The organism is Budvicia aquatica DSM 5075 = ATCC 35567 (genome assembly GCF_000427805.1).
GTDB classification, from domain to species: Bacteria; Pseudomonadota; Gammaproteobacteria; order Enterobacterales; family Enterobacteriaceae; genus Budvicia; species Budvicia aquatica.
Map to the genome: position 1 here is coordinate 106344 of NZ_KE386583.1, position 13875 is coordinate 120218.

At 45.4% G+C, this 13875-nt stretch carries 14 protein-coding genes; 8 read left to right on the top strand and 6 right to left on the bottom strand.

The genetic code is table 11. The annotated features are described in order from the left end of the window. The first annotated feature begins 118 nt into the window (after positions 1-118). Both YWE_RS0121465 and YWE_RS29225 read left to right on the top strand, forming a co-directional pair. The gene (locus YWE_RS0121465; RefSeq protein ID WP_029096311.1) at positions 119-1135 is read left to right on the top strand and encodes a zinc-binding alcohol dehydrogenase family protein; all 1017 of its coding nucleotides are present in this window, start codon (positions 119-121) and stop codon (positions 1133-1135) included. 685 nt (positions 1136-1820) lie between these two features. Next, the gene (locus tag YWE_RS29225) at positions 1821-4088 is read left to right on the top strand and encodes an autotransporter outer membrane beta-barrel domain-containing protein (protein ID WP_051323497.1); all 2268 of its coding nucleotides are present in this window, start codon (positions 1821-1823) and stop codon (positions 4086-4088) included. Positions 4089-4212: 124 nt separating this feature from the next. On the opposite strand, the gene YWE_RS0121475 is transcribed toward YWE_RS29225, so the two are convergent. From YWE_RS0121475 to YWE_RS0121485, 3 genes are all read right to left on the bottom strand, one after another. Next, complete coding sequence (locus tag YWE_RS0121475; protein ID WP_029096312.1) at positions 4213-4872, bottom strand: hypothetical protein; 660 nt, start codon at positions 4870-4872, stop codon at positions 4213-4215. Positions 4873-5057: 185 nt separating this feature from the next. After that, a complete protein-coding gene (locus tag YWE_RS0121480; RefSeq protein WP_029096313.1) occupies positions 5058-6005 on the bottom strand; it encodes an amidohydrolase family protein in 948 nt (315 codons plus the stop codon). An 11-nt stretch (positions 6006-6016) separates the two neighbouring features. Then, complete coding sequence (locus YWE_RS0121485) at positions 6017-7318, bottom strand: MFS transporter (RefSeq protein WP_029096314.1); 1302 nt, start codon at positions 7316-7318, stop codon at positions 6017-6019. A 468-nt stretch (positions 7319-7786) separates the two neighbouring features. Between YWE_RS0121485 and YWE_RS0121490 the strand changes: the two genes are divergently transcribed. The 3 genes from YWE_RS0121490 to YWE_RS0121500 are packed head-to-tail and all read left to right on the top strand — an operon-like array spanning position 7787 to position 9547. Then, the gene (locus YWE_RS0121490; RefSeq protein WP_029096315.1) at positions 7787-8923 is read left to right on the top strand and encodes a transglutaminase-like domain-containing protein; all 1137 of its coding nucleotides are present in this window, start codon (positions 7787-7789) and stop codon (positions 8921-8923) included. Further along, the gene (locus YWE_RS0121495; RefSeq protein ID WP_029096316.1) at positions 8901-9263 is read left to right on the top strand and encodes a membrane protein; all 363 of its coding nucleotides are present in this window, start codon (positions 8901-8903) and stop codon (positions 9261-9263) included. Before YWE_RS0121490 ends, YWE_RS0121495 begins: the two co-directional genes overlap by 23 nt. Continuing rightward, positions 9260-9547 (top strand): heavy-metal-associated domain-containing protein, encoded by a 288-nt coding sequence (locus tag YWE_RS0121500; protein ID WP_029096317.1) that lies wholly within the window; start codon positions 9260-9262, stop codon positions 9545-9547. The genes YWE_RS0121495 and YWE_RS0121500 overlap by 4 nt, the downstream gene beginning before the upstream one ends. Positions 9548-9678: 131 nt before the next feature. On the opposite strand, the gene YWE_RS0121505 is transcribed toward YWE_RS0121500, so the two are convergent. Next, a complete protein-coding gene (locus YWE_RS0121505) occupies positions 9679-9969 on the bottom strand; it encodes a GIY-YIG nuclease family protein (RefSeq protein ID WP_029096318.1) in 291 nt (96 codons plus the stop codon). Between the two features lie 735 nt (positions 9970-10704). On the opposite strand from YWE_RS0121505, the gene YWE_RS0121510 reads away from it, so the two are divergent. From YWE_RS0121510 to YWE_RS28300, 3 genes are all read left to right on the top strand, one after another. Next, positions 10705-11010, top strand: coding sequence for a DUF134 domain-containing protein (locus YWE_RS0121510; protein ID WP_029096319.1), 306 nt, complete (start codon positions 10705-10707; stop codon positions 11008-11010). Positions 11011-11016: 6 nt separating this feature from the next. Next, positions 11017-11478, top strand: coding sequence for a NifB/NifX family molybdenum-iron cluster-binding protein (locus YWE_RS28295; protein ID WP_051323498.1), 462 nt, complete (start codon positions 11017-11019; stop codon positions 11476-11478). Between the two features lie 273 nt (positions 11479-11751). Then, positions 11752-12696, top strand: coding sequence for a fatty acid desaturase family protein (locus YWE_RS28300; RefSeq protein WP_051323499.1), 945 nt, complete (start codon positions 11752-11754; stop codon positions 12694-12696). On the opposite strand, the gene YWE_RS0121525 is transcribed toward YWE_RS28300, so the two are convergent. Then, entirely contained in the window at positions 12643-13230 is a 588-nt protein-coding gene (locus tag YWE_RS0121525) for a YybH family protein (protein WP_029096320.1), read from the bottom strand. The two genes, YWE_RS28300 and YWE_RS0121525, sit on opposite strands and share 54 nt — an antisense overlap. Beyond that, a complete protein-coding gene (locus YWE_RS28305; RefSeq protein ID WP_051323500.1) occupies positions 13193-13870 on the bottom strand; it encodes a phosphatase PAP2 family protein in 678 nt (225 codons plus the stop codon). Before YWE_RS28305 ends, YWE_RS0121525 begins: the two co-directional genes overlap by 38 nt. Between the last annotated feature and the right edge of the window lie 5 nt (positions 13871-13875).

A 13875-nucleotide genomic window follows, 5' to 3' on the forward strand; every position in this document is an offset into this window, starting at 1 on the left:
TTAATTAAAACCCAATTTAATACCAAATAAATGATAACCGCTCACATATTTGAATAAATAAAAACCATTTATCTGATTTTTTAAATAAAAAGACAGCATCTACTCAGAGGATGTAAATATGAAAACATTAATTTGTCAGGAACCAACCAAACTGGTCTATCAACAACGCGAAGTGCCGAGTCCGGCAGAGGGCGAAGCGCTAATCAAAATTAGCGCGGTCGGAATATGCGGAACAGATATTCACGCCTGGTCAGGAAACCAACCATTCTTCAGCTACCCGCGGGTATTAGGCCATGAGATATGCGGAGAGGTCTCAGCGCTAGGAAAAAACGCCAGCCAATTTAAAGTCGGGCAACGGGTTGCCGTGATGCCCTATCTCTCCTGCGGTCAGTGCGGGGCCTGCCAAAGCGGCCGGACTAACTGTTGCGAAAATATTTCGGTCATCGGAGTCCATCAGGATGGCGGATTCAGCGAATACCTTTGTGTACCGGCAACCAATCTGCTGGCCGTCGACGGCGTTGATCCGATCGGTGCCGCTTTAATTGAGCCCTTTGCCATCAGTGCTCATGCGGTAAGGCGTGCTGCGATTAAGGCCGGAGAACATGTTTTGGTGGTTGGCGCTGGCCCGATCGGACTAGGTGCAGCGGCGATAGCTAAAGCCGACGGCGCTAACGTTATTGTGGCAGATACCAGCCCGGAGCGCCGTAACCACGTTGAACAACAGCTTAATATTATCGCTCTCGATCCATCATCACACACCTTCGAGCAGGATTTACGTCAGCAGTTTGACGGTATGCTGGCGGCTAAAGTCATCGATGCCACCGGTAATCAACACGCCATGAATAATACCGTCAACTTGATTCGCCACGGCGGAAGCATCGTTTTTGTCGGCCTGTTTAAAGGGGACTTAAGCTTCTCCGATCCCGAATTCCATAAAAAAGAAACCACCATGATGGGTAGTCGTAATGCAACTACAGAAGACTTTGAAAAAGTTGGCCGCCTGATGAGTGAAGGTAAACTCAGCGCAGAAATGATGCTGACTCATACATTCAATTTCCATGAAATCGGTAATAGCTATGAACAGGATGTGATCAACAATCGCACTCTACTCAAAGGTGTCATTGAGTTCTCCTGATTAATTTCTTATTTTTTATTCTGCTAGCAGGAGACGGAAACGTCTCCTTTTTTATTTATTCTCTATCTATAACCCCAAATAAAAACACATTAAAATAGTCATTAATTTAAAAAATAAATTTAATTAAAATAATAATAAATCGAATTATTTCATATAGCGCACATTCGCTATTGAAAATATAACACCCTAATTAGCATGGTTATTGTTTTCAAAAATATCCATTTTATTAAAACAAACAAAACAACACTTTAAACAATAAAAATAAGACTTAAAATAACATATTTTTACAATCATTTATTTCAATAAAATACCGCAAATAAAAATAAAATGTCGACCAATAGGAAGATATCCGACTTAATCAACACAAAAGATTATAAGCCAAGATTACCCTTGTCTAATCTTCGGTTTAGATCCTTATGCTTTAATATTTATTGCTACGCATTAGCTCTCGATCAATAATAAGACTAATCAAGATCTTCAAATCAGCACAAAGATCTGGTCAGGCGGTAATCAAAAAATATGCCCTCTTGTAGAAAAGTGTATAAAAGACGCACTTTTCTGGATATTTTTAGTCCAACCGATACCCCGCCGTATAAATGAAAATACCTTTTATTTAATAATTGTAAAATTGTTCACAGCGTGACAATTCAACAAAACACCAAATCAAACTTTTTTGGAAATTATTATGGACAATAAAATCACTATTGGAAATAGACCTAAATCATTCAAAAAGAATTTATTAGCAACATCATTAAGCATTATATTAGGTTCATTATCTGCATCGGTTTATGCAGCCGAAACGCTGGAAGACATTTCAGCCCAAGTTGAAGCCAATCTGATTAATAAGGGCTATAGCTGGGTAAGCGGAGCAATGATTAATAATGTCGACATTTATGATGGTCAAAAAGTCTATTCTAATATGGTGCATAATGGCCTTAATACAGAGGAAACCCGCGGCGTCGTAAACGGTGGAACCGTTTATCAAGGCGGTTACTTAACGTCCTCAGGGTCTGACACGTTTGGCGTGAATATCGAAGGCGGCCAATTCGACGTTGGCCTTAGTGAAGGAGTATTAGGCGACGGAACGGTAATCTACACTTACTATGGCGTTGCCAATAACACCACTGTTTCCGGCACCGATACCAGCTATGGAATATTAGATGTCGACTACGGTGGCTCAGCCTATGGCACAATCCTGAATAATAGAGGGTGGATGAAAGTCAACTGGGAGTTGGCTTATAGGCAAGCTGCAGGCAGAAATCTTGATACAGAGAGCAGTATTGCAGGCGATACCATCGTCAACAATGGCGGATTTCTTTCAGTCTACGACGGAGGCATTATTGATACCACCACGGTCAATGACGGCGGTACTGCTCAGATTTATGATGGCGGTAAATCAACCGGAGGTTTAAACGTGTATAAATCCGGTCTGGTTGAGATGTATACCGACACGGTCTATACCGCAATTAGCCATCAGTCCGGGGAATCCCACGCTGAAAATATCACGCTACATGATAGCGATAGCCAACTGGCCGTTGTTGCTAATGCCGGTACTATTGAGCGTACGATCGGTATTAATAATCTGATTAACAATGGACGGATGACTTTCACTACGGATACTAATGGTCAGGGTTATGCTATTGCCAACGTTAAAAACCTGAGCGGTAACGGCAGCATTAGTATGCGGGTTGCCGGTATGCAAGGCGACTTCCTGAACGTCACAGATTCAATCGACGGTAGTTTTAACGTCACAGTGATGGATGACGGTAGCGAACTGAGATCCGGTAGTGAAGGCTATCACCTGATTCACGCACTGGGCAGCACGCAGCAAAACTTTTCGTTAGAAAATGGCACTGTTGAGCTGGGGGCATATAAATATTATTTAGCTCAGGACCAGAGTAATAGCGATGACTGGCGTCTGACCCAAACTAAACCGCTGGAAATTGTTACTCCAACGCCAATGCCAGCACCAGAGTCGGAGCTTGAAGTTAATCCGCCGACTAACCCGAATATTGATGGTAATACCGGCGGCGGAAAACCGGAGCTTTCCGGCAGTGCTAAAGCGGTTATCTCTATGGCAAACGTTACACCTACCGTTTGGGACGGCGAACTTTCTACGCTAAGATCCCGTTTAGGTGAGCTACGCGATCAATCTTCTGCACAAAACGGTGTGTGGGGTAAATACATCACGAATCGCTACCGCGTTTCTACAGATAACGTAGGCTACAAGCAGGATATGAACGGCGTGATGCTGGGTGTTGATCATGCTATTTCCCAGACCGGCGGACGCCTAGTTATCGGTAGCCAGGTTTCTTATTCCCGTTCCGATCTGAACTACTCAGGCGGCGGTGATGGAACAGTAGACAGCTATTCAGTCGGTTTGTACTCAACGTGGTTAAGCGACAGCGGCTACTACCTTGATAGCGTATTAAAAGCCAACCGATTCAAGACTGAAAATAACGCTAAATTTGGCGGTGGCAGAGCAAGCGCCAGCGACAATACTAACGGCATTGGTTTATCCGTCGAAGGCGGTAAACATATTAAGTTAGATAGCTATTTTATTGAGCCTTACCTGATGGCTTCAGCCTTCCGCGGCGGCAAAACCAGCTATACATTGTCTAACAATTTAAAGACTGAAGCTGACGCGGCTGAATCAATGAAGGCCGAAATCGGTACCACATTCGGTAAGTCATTTTTACTGGATAACGGCTCACAGGTTAAGCCTTATGCCCGTGTCGCAGCCAGCCATGAGTTTAAGAAAAATAACTCAGTTACTATCAATGACACCGAACGTTTCAATAATGATATGTCAGGGAGCGTTGGTAAATATGGCGTAGGTGTGTCCGCACAGTTAGGCGAGCAATGGTCAACCTTCGCTGAAGTTAACTATGCCAAAGGCAGCAGTGTTGAAATGCCATATAGCGGAAACATCGGTGTTCGATACAGCTTCTAATTATTGATTAAAAAGTCGCAATAACTAAAAAGGCCAACGGGATCCCGTTGGCCTTAAATGAGTGGCAAAGCCATTTAGATTTTGCATCGATTTCATCCACCACAATTCCAACCATAAATCTTTACTATTCCCCGATTCTTAACGCTGCCACCATCGGATCTTTATCATCTACGGATACATTAATACTATGCCCTGTGTTTTGACCAATATAAGGCTGAGCGGCGACTAACATATAAGGGAACATGTAGCGTAAATCACCATTCTGGTTATTGCTGGTTATCTGAATATCCCACAGCGGTTTGATTATCTTTTGTTTGACGTAGGCTGAGGCATCTAATGCCTGTAAGCGTACCAATTTTTTATACACAATCGACTGGTGAACCATTGGCTGGTAAACCGAATAGCCTAAAAGCGGATAGGGATAATAGCCAAAACGGCCGGGGTAGAACGGCCCTGCCGTCGGGTAAACCGGGGTATTAACGATCTCTGTTTTGGTTTGCGGCTCACTGATATGGAAGGTCAATACCACCATAATCTGCGCATCATCAATATTCTTAACCTGGGTGTATCCTTGCAGATCGAGTACTAAAGCTACCTGCCGGGCAAACTCAGAAAAAATCAGATCGTTATCGACCACTTCATTCTTATCAGAAACGATAACAAATTTTTTGTCCTGTACCGGCGCATCTTTGGCCGTAATCGCGCTGACCTGAAGATCTTCGGTATGAGCACACCCTGTAAGAATACCGATAAATAGAAGAGTTAATACGATGCGCCAGTTCATTGAGATGCTCCTGAGTAATAGGACTCTGCGATTGGAAGAGAGTAACTAAAAGGCTATACCCACTATAGCACCAGAAGGGAGATCCGGATTGAGGCAACAATAAATGGTGGACAGTAAGTTAAGGCCGGGATATTGCTCCGGCCTTGAGGTTCTATCGGCATCTTATCAACGGCAAAATAAATAAGTTATAACTCGATACGGTAGAATGCTTTGGCATTGCGCCAAAAAAAGGCTTCGCGCTGGCTTGAGGAGTATCCGTCCAGAATTTCCGCAAGATTATTGACCAGTTGATCATAAGAGATTTTTAGTCCGGCAACAGGGAAATTACTGGCAAACATGCAGCGATCCATACCGAACAGCTCGGTAGTTTCCAGTACTACGCTACGATTGCACTCCACGGTCCATGGCCTATCTTTTAGCCCCAATTCAGACACTTTGACTAAAACGTTAGGGCAGTCTGCCAGCGCTTGCATACCTTTGCGCCAGATGGCCAACCCGTTTTCACTGCGATCCCACGGGAAGCCCATATGATTCAGCACAATTCGGGTATCAGGAAATGCCTTTGCAACCTCAGCGGCTTCTTCAAGATGCCAAAATGGTACCCGAAGATCCCAAGACAGATGGTATTTTTCCAGTAATGAAAAACCACTCAGCCATTTATCATCCTGCATACTTCCTGAAACACCTTGTACCCTTGCGACTTGGTCTGGTGACGGGGCGGTGACCGGCTTACTGCGGATACCACGCACCAACGGAAATTTAAGGTGGCCAAGTAAAATTTCCTCACTATTATCCTGATGAAACCAGATATGTGGGACAACAGCGTTAGGAAAACCATAGCGCTCCGCCTGCTGATGTACCCATCGGGTTTCGGCGACTTCATCGCTATAATCATGGTCCGCCTCGCAGTGGACCGTCGCCAGAATCCTATGACCGGAGCTGTCTTGAGCATAGTCCTCAGGCAGGTAATTCTGCATCAATGAGGTGTAATCGCCGAGAAAGGAATCAGGGTCATAATTTTTCAGCCAGGGATAGTGATGGGTATCCAGATTCCATAAATGATGGTGGGCATCGATTAAGGTAATCCCTCCGGACGCGGCGTCCAGCCCATTCTTTTCATGTATGCTTTTCATCGCTATTCTCCTCACTCAGCCTCAACGGCGCCGGATACATTCACTTCAGGCTTATCGGAAGCCGAGGCTTTAGGCGTGACGGAGGCCAACGCTAAACCACAGACAAACAGGGCGGCGGCCATAATCGCGAATCCGGCTAACGGCGTTCCGGTCAGATCAATCAGCCAGCCGACAACGTAAGGGCCGACGAAACCGCCAAGATTACCGATACCGCCAATAAGGCCCAGCGAAAGTGCCAGAATATCCGTGCGTAGAATTAACGGCGGCAAGGCAAAGAATGCACCGTGGATATAGAGCCCGGCAGCAACAATACACAAAAATATAAACTGAATAACCGCCGACGGAAAAAATTGCCCGATCAATAAGGCAATAGCGGCAATGGTCAACGGTAGTGCGGCCGACGTTTTGTTTAACCCGTGTTTATCCGTACGTACTGCAATCACGGCCATTCCGACTAAACCAATCAAATAAGGAATCGCAGTTAACACGCCAACGATGCCCGGCGTTGCCTGAGAAATATTGGCAATAACCTGAGGCAACCACATAGTAAAACCGTAAAAACCGGCGCAGTAGAGGAACCAGGCAAATATCAGCGTCAGTACCTTAGGATTGCGGAACACATCGCGGTAGCGGGCTGAATCCTGGCCGGTTGTTGACTGTTTTTTCTCTTCATCCAGCGCCAGTTGAGTCACAATATACTGACGCTCGGCAGGCTTCATCCACCATGCCTTTTCCGGCGTATCGGCTACCATGATGTACCAAACCACCGCCCAAATAATCGGTGGAAAGCCTTCCAGAATCAACACCGTCCGCCAGCTAAAATGCTCCAGCAAGAAGCCGGTCAGCGGCGCGGCCAAAATGGCTGAGATAGGAATGCATAATAGCCAGAAGCCATTGGCTCTGGCTTTTTCGCGCTGAGGGAACCACTTAATCAGCAACACCAGCGTAGCCGGCTGCACCCCGCCTTCAAAGACCCCCAGCACAAAGCGGGCGGCCATTAATTCGGTGGTACTCTGGACCAGACCTGTCCAGATAGCCGCCAGCCCCCAAAGGATCATCAAAATAAAAATGGTTTTTTTCGCGCTCCAGCGTTCAGCCATTAGGGCCGCCGGAACCTGTAATAATAAATAGCCTAAAAAGAATATGCCTGACGCCATTCCTTTCGTGCTGTTGGTCAAATGCAGATCCTGTCCGATATAGGGCAGGATAAACGATAGATTGGTTCTATCGAGGAAAGCCAGCATATACATAATGCTGGCAACGGGTATGAAAAATAGCCAGCGCCGTCCTATGCCTTCGTGTTGTGTCGTCATTGCGTTGTTCCTTATGCGTAAATCAGTTGTACACTTTATTTTTATGATTGAACAAAAGATCATTTAACGAACAATTGATTGGTATAAAAGATGCTATCTGACCAACATATTAAATGCTAATGCCAGTTTATATAATTGTGAATAACTTCAAATATAATCAACAACAAAAAAATCAATGCATTGAATAATAACAAATTAATTAAGAAACAAATTAGCAACCAAAATTACAACCAGATTACTCTGATTTTATCCTCTGATATTTATATCAGTTATCAGTAGAAAAATAACATGCACCATCTAATCAATAGATCTTATTGAATACATTTGTTTAGCATGAGTGAAGTAAGCAATCGCTACCGGATAATGCTTGATACCCCGGAGCATTAGTCAGATAATCTTTTCCCGCGTTAAATTCGCAATTACACCAGCTATCTGGTGACATTCCATTCAATATTAAGGGTCTCAATGATGAAAAGGCGTAGCTTTCTTAAAAGCGCTGCTGTTTTGTCGACCGCCGGTTTCATTACTCCAGCGATCGCTACAGCAACCACTGCCCAAGTTCAGGAACAATCGTCAACCGACGGGCGCCGCCGTTTCACTCTGGTCCAGACTTATGATGTAAAGGCCCCGGAAGGCTCTTCCGGCGTAGTTAAACTATGGATACCGGTACCGGAAGAAACTCACTTCCAGCAACTGCGTAAACTAACGTTTAACGGCAACTATAAAGATGCTTATATCACTGCAGATAATAGCTACGGTGCCAAAACGCTATTTGCCACCTGGCCGGATTCGACCGGGAAAATGGAAATGACGGTAGAAATGGTCATTGAAACTCTGGACTGGGAGCCGGAAAGAAATGGCGACCTGAAGTCCTATAGAACACCAGAAAAAATTGGTTATCCGGTCGATGTTGAAAGATACCTGCTGGCCACAACCCATATGCCAACCACCGGTATTGTTAAACAAACTGCGGATAAAATCGTCGGCACAGAAACCGATCCGTTGAAAAAAGCCCGCTTGATATATAACTGGGTCAGCGCAAATATGTTCCGCGATAACAGCGTGATTGGCTGCGGTACCGGCGATGTTTCCACTATTCTTGAAAGCGGTAAGTTAGGCGGAAAATGTACGGACATTAACTCGGTATTCGTTGCACTATGCCGCTCGGTTGGAATTCCTGCCCGCGAAATGTTCGGCGTCCGTTTAGGTAAATCCATTAAGCTAGATCAATACTCCAAAACTGCCTTTGGCAGTGCAGATGCTAAAGGGTTATCTAACGTTAGCGGCGGTCAACACTGTCGGGCTCAGTTCTATTTAGCTGGCTATGGTTGGTTACCGGCCGATCCGGCAGACGTGACCAAAATGCGCCTGACTGAAAAGAAACAGCATAGCGATGCCAGCGTTCAGGCGGTTAATGACTATCTGTTTGGCAACTGGGAAATGAACTGGGTCGGCTTTAACTACGGTCGCGATTTCGATCTATCACCGGATGCTGAACAAGCGCCAATCAATAACTTTGGCTACCCGTATGCCGAAGTGGATGGCGATCCGGTCAACTATTATGAACCTAAAGTTTTTGCCTATGACTACCAGTCTCAAGAGTAGTAATAAAGGCACTTTAGCGACCTTAGCGGCAGCGATAATCGCTGCCGCAGCCTCAAGCCTGTGTTGTATCGGGCCGCTGATTTATTTGGTTTTTGGCGTATCTGCGGCGGGTCTTTCAGGCATTGAGCAGTTGGGCTGGCTACAAATTCCGATGATAGTGATTTCGCTGGGCCTGATTATCTCAGGCTTCTGGCGACTCTATTTCTCTAAAAAGCCGTTTTGTACCGGCCGCCTGAGCCGGTTTCAAGTGCTATGCCTGTACTGGATTGCAGTGCCGGTTATATTAGCGCTCCAGTTCTACCCCTTTGTTTTACCCTGGATATTTGAGGTATTTGAATGAAACGGTTACTGATGCTTGCCCTGCTACTTTTTTCTCCACTCATTTATGCAGAAAACGTTAAGGTGATTATTGATGTAAAAGGCATGACCTGCCCGCTTTGTGTGACCTCAATTAATCAGGCTCTGCGTAAAACCGAGGGAGTTATCAAAGCCAAAGCCTCACTGAAAACCCGCCAGGCCGAAGTGATTGTGCCGGAAGGCTATGATGTCGACCAACTGCTGAAGTCCATCGATAAAACCGGCTATAGCGGAGCGGTTAATCAGATAGTAAAACAGGACAGTTAGTCATACAGCGTTATATTGTCTTGTTTTTCACTGGAATGACGAGGGGCCACACGCTCGTCATTCCAGTGAAAACGGGATGGCAAGCTATAGGAAAAACAAATACTTGTATAGCGAATCAGCCAGCCGTTGACCTAGAAGCACAACGTTAGCGACAAATCCTGCCATTTGGGATTGATGCTTTCAATTAACTCAATTTTCCATGCTCTTTGCCATTGTTTTATCGCTTTTTCGCGCTCAATAGCATCAGTCATCATTGAATGTTCTTCAAACCACACCAGCAGCTTAATACCGTACCTTTGCGTAAACCCGGAAATGATACCGCTCTTATGCTGTTCCATTCTGTTAATTAGGTTTGATGTAACACCAATGTACAAAGTGCCATTAGGTTTATTCGTCAATAGATATACGCAGGGTCTTTTCATTACATTGCATCAGTTAGCTTATTATTTCCCAATGATGGCAATATTTTTGTTTAATTCCATTGGTGAAAGAATCTCCTTGAATGAATATCGCAATATTTTAAATGTGGGAAGGGATAAAAACCTAAGGTCAACGGCTGGATCCCGTTTTTCAACGGGATGACGATCTGGGGGACTGTCGTCTTAAGGTATTATTCTTAAGTCATTGTAACCCTTAAGTCGTTGTCTTTAAGTTACAACATCCAATATGTCGTTCTTAGGTCATTGCCCTGAAGGTCGTCATCCCGTTGAAAAACGGGATCCAGGTTTTAACTCACAAACCAGCACCTANCCTAAAGCTAGACTCCATTTCGCTTTGGGAGACAATCGGAGGACTATCGCGACGCANTTACCCTTAAGATATCGCCCTGATAGTCGTCATCCCGTTGAAAAACGGGATCCAGGTTTTAACTCACAAANCTGCACCTAGCCTAAAGCTAGACTCCATTTCGCTTTGGGAGACAATCGGAGGACTATCGCGACGCANTTACCCTTAAGATATCGCCCTGATAGTCGTCATCCCGTTGAAAAACGGGATCCAGGTTTTAACTCACAAACCAGCACCTAGCCTAAGGTTAGACCTCACTCAATATCAGTCGCTATCCAGCTGAGTACTAATATCAAAAACAATACACTTTTTTATAGCATAAGCCATAAACAAGGCGTAATCTATGTGGCATATGCCAATTAGGAGTACCTATGTCGAGACCTAAAATCCCCCGAAAAATCTGCGGCCAGCCGGCGAATACCTGTTTTAAACCTAACGGTATTCCGATGCGTTTGCTTGATGAAGTCCAGCTCGGTGATGACGAGTTCGAGGCTTTGCGCTTAGTGGATTATTTAGGTCTGCAGCAGCAGGAAGCCGCCGTTCAAATGGGGGTATCACGACAAACTTTTGCCAACGTACTAAAGGCAGCCCGCTTTAAAGTGGTGGAATGTCTTACTCATGGCAAAGCGTTACTGATGAATCGAAAAGATGAAGATCATAAATATGAAGAAGGATAACAACTGATGATAACTGCAGTTCCGATAACCAACGACCGTATCGCCAGCCATTTTACTAAAGCCGACAGCTTTGTTTTTATTAACGATCAAGGACGCGTCGTCTGCCACCATATCAACCCCGCACGCGAACCAGGCTGTGCCGGTAAGAAGAATCTACTGACGCTGCTTTCCAGACAAAACGCTCAGCGAATTGTCACCCGTAATATCGGCGAACGCATGCTGGGCAAGCTGCTGGATCTTGATATTAACGTATTTAAGATCGATACCAGCCGTTTGGAAGCCCTGACGCTAGCCTCAGAAGCTGCCCCGTCACTGACACCGCTGACTGACCCGGCTCAGGGGCGAAAATCGGCAAACTATGAAACTAAGAAGATGTCAGGAGGATGTGGCTGCAACCATGACGATCAAGGTGAATCTGCGCACCCATGCCACCAGCCGGACGGCAAGAAATGCTGTGGTAAGCATTAAGTTGGTAGCCAACTAAAACAACGGTAAAAAATTCAAAAAGTGAATGCCAGTTATCCTTAATGTAGCTGGCAGCTGCCATTTTTTATCTCTATTCATACTGAGTTAAATTTTCATCCTGTGCGCAATAAATCCCCCCTGCTTATATGGCGCTGGTATCAGGCATAAAACCACTTTATGATGAATCCTTAAACGGACCTGCGGCGACATGGATATGCACACAGATATGCCATTCTGCCTGAATTCAAATAACCAATATTACTCAGGCGACCATTCATGAGATTCACCTTAAATTTTGCCTTATTGCTGATGTCATTAGCGCTGGCGGCAGGCTGCCTATGGGTTGCCAGCCACGGTGCTTGGTATTGGGCTATTCTGGCCATTTGGTTTTTTTCGCTGATTAATAATATGCCATTTGCCCTGATGCATGAGGCGGTGCACGGCGTTGCCGCACGTTCAAAGTGGGGTAATCATTTAATTGGTCAGATGGCCAGTTGGGCTTTCCCCACCTCATTCTTATTACAGCGAAAAGCGCATCTCGACCACCACGACCGCAACCGGACCGATGCCGAGCTGTATGATTATTACTTACCCCAGCAGTCTAAGCCGTTACGCAGCGTCTGGCTTTATATGGGAAACTTAATGGGTTTCTATTGGTTCAGCGTAATCCTGGGGAATTTTATCTATTTAGTCGCCTGTTGGTTTTACCGCTCCAACCTCTTTGTTAAGAAAATAGCGCCGGCGTTGGGTTTCGGCACTCAGGTCGCTGAGCTGGTAAAACTGCCACCGCTGCGGGTCTGGTGCGAAATCGCGCTGGCATTTAGCTATCAGGGGTTACTATTTTGGCTACTCGACCTGAATATTTGGGGCTATCTCGCCTGCCAGATAGCGTTTGGCCTGCACTGGTCAGCGCTGCAATATGCCGATCACGCCTGGAGTAGCAGAGATATTAAGAACGGAGCCTGGAACCTAAAAGTGCTGCCGATTTCTCGCTGGATAGCACTTAATTATCACTACCATCTGGCGCACCACCAGCAGCCGGCGGTGCCTTGGTACCAATTGCCGGCGCTGGTTGACCATCAGGCCCTGCAACCCAGCTTTTGGCGGGTCTATTTTAGCCTGTGGAAAGGTATACGCCCTGCACCCCCAATGGGGGCACCGGCAGACTTAGCGTTTCTTTTTCCGGAATATAAAGAATCCCAACAAAATACCGGCAAGTAAACCACCGGCGGCGCCGCCAAGCGTGCCCTTAATCAGGGCATTCTTAGCCTCGGTTAACAGTGGGTTATCCATAAAGTCAGTACCGATATGGATACTTCTTATTTTCCAGTGACCATCTTCAAGCACCAGGGTTGCCGTCCAGCGGGTATTTAAATCATAGGTACGCCCGTCGCTCAGCGTATATTGTTCTACCCCCCGGCCATATACCACGCCCCAGGTTTTATCTGCCGACAGCTCGGTGGTAATATCCGGTATAAAGCTAATGGTTAACTTTTTTAAGAATCTGTCAGGGCCAAACCAGCGCTCAAAGTAGGGAACAATCTCTTGTTGCCCTGAAATAAACTCTTGAGTAATGGGCGTCGCTTTCACCTGTTTACTTAATACCGGCAGCATTTTCTCATATTCACCGCTATTAATAGATTCCGTCACCGTTTTTAACACCTGACGCAATTCATTATGAATAGCCGTATCAGCGTCTTCAGCCAGCGCATTAATGCTAAATAATGCCAGTACCAGAATGAGTATTTTTTTCATAAAATTTGTCCATAAATTGATAAGTCATTAATGACAAAACAGCGCCGGAAAACACATCTAATAGGTGATGTTGATGAGTCAATACGGTAGAAAGCATTAAGCCAATGAGCCATAGCCATAACCCACAGTTCACCAGAGGTTTGGCATTGCGACTGACGGCTAAAACGATGGTAGCAGAATAGGCTACATGCAGAGAAGGCACAAGATTATGCGGCTTATCCAGCATAAAAATTTGCTCAAAGATCATTCGGTATACCGGAATATCCGGAAGCTCTCGGATAAAACCTAAATGGGCCGGCAATAGCAGAAAAATCACCGCCGCGGCCACCGTGACGATAATCAATTCGAAAGCCAGTCTTTTTAACCCGCCCTGATTAAGCAAAAAAACCGGAACGATAAAAACCAGATACATCGAAAGATAGAGCCAAATAAAAGCCGGAATAAGGGGAATATCTAATTCAAAGGGAAAATAGAGCCCGAACGTAGTAGAACGAAGGCTGGTCAGCCAGTTCAGCGTAGGATATAAACCAAAAAAGAACACCCCCACCAAACCGGAATAGATCAGATAAACCTTAAGTCGACTGCCAAAAGGGTCTAGTTTTAACTTGGTTAAATATCCTGAATCAGCAGGCCACGGCATGTTTA

Bases quoted from the DNA above. Each gene is read 5' to 3' on its own strand.
- YWE_RS0121465 (WP_029096311.1), top strand. From the start codon at position 119: ATGAAAACATTAATTTGTCAGGAACCAACCAAACTGGTCTATCAACAA.
- YWE_RS29225 (WP_051323497.1), top strand. From the start codon at position 1,821: ATGGACAATAAAATCACTATTGGAAATAGACCTAAATCATTCAAAAAG.
- YWE_RS0121475 (WP_029096312.1), bottom strand. From the start codon at position 4,872: ATGAACTGGCGCATCGTATTAACTCTTCTATTTATCGGTATTCTTACA.
- YWE_RS0121480 (WP_029096313.1), bottom strand. From the start codon at position 6,005: ATGAAAAGCATACATGAAAAGAATGGGCTGGACGCCGCGTCCGGAGGG.
- YWE_RS0121485 (WP_029096314.1), bottom strand. From the start codon at position 7,318: ATGACGACACAACACGAAGGCATAGGACGGCGCTGGCTATTTTTCATA.
- YWE_RS0121490 (WP_029096315.1), top strand. From the start codon at position 7,787: ATGAAAAGGCGTAGCTTTCTTAAAAGCGCTGCTGTTTTGTCGACCGCC.
- YWE_RS0121495 (WP_029096316.1), top strand. From the start codon at position 8,901: ATGACTACCAGTCTCAAGAGTAGTAATAAAGGCACTTTAGCGACCTTA.
- YWE_RS0121500 (WP_029096317.1), top strand. From the start codon at position 9,260: ATGAAACGGTTACTGATGCTTGCCCTGCTACTTTTTTCTCCACTCATT.
- YWE_RS0121505 (WP_029096318.1), bottom strand. From the start codon at position 9,969: ATGAAAAGACCCTGCGTATATCTATTGACGAATAAACCTAATGGCACT.
- YWE_RS0121510 (WP_029096319.1), top strand. From the start codon at position 10,705: ATGTCGAGACCTAAAATCCCCCGAAAAATCTGCGGCCAGCCGGCGAAT.
- YWE_RS28295 (WP_051323498.1), top strand. From the start codon at position 11,017: ATGATAACTGCAGTTCCGATAACCAACGACCGTATCGCCAGCCATTTT.
- YWE_RS28300 (WP_051323499.1), top strand. From the start codon at position 11,752: ATGAGATTCACCTTAAATTTTGCCTTATTGCTGATGTCATTAGCGCTG.
- YWE_RS0121525 (WP_029096320.1), bottom strand. From the start codon at position 13,230: ATGAAAAAAATACTCATTCTGGTACTGGCATTATTTAGCATTAATGCG.
- YWE_RS28305 (WP_051323500.1), bottom strand. From the start codon at position 13,870: ATGCCGTGGCCTGCTGATTCAGGATATTTAACCAAGTTAAAACTAGAC.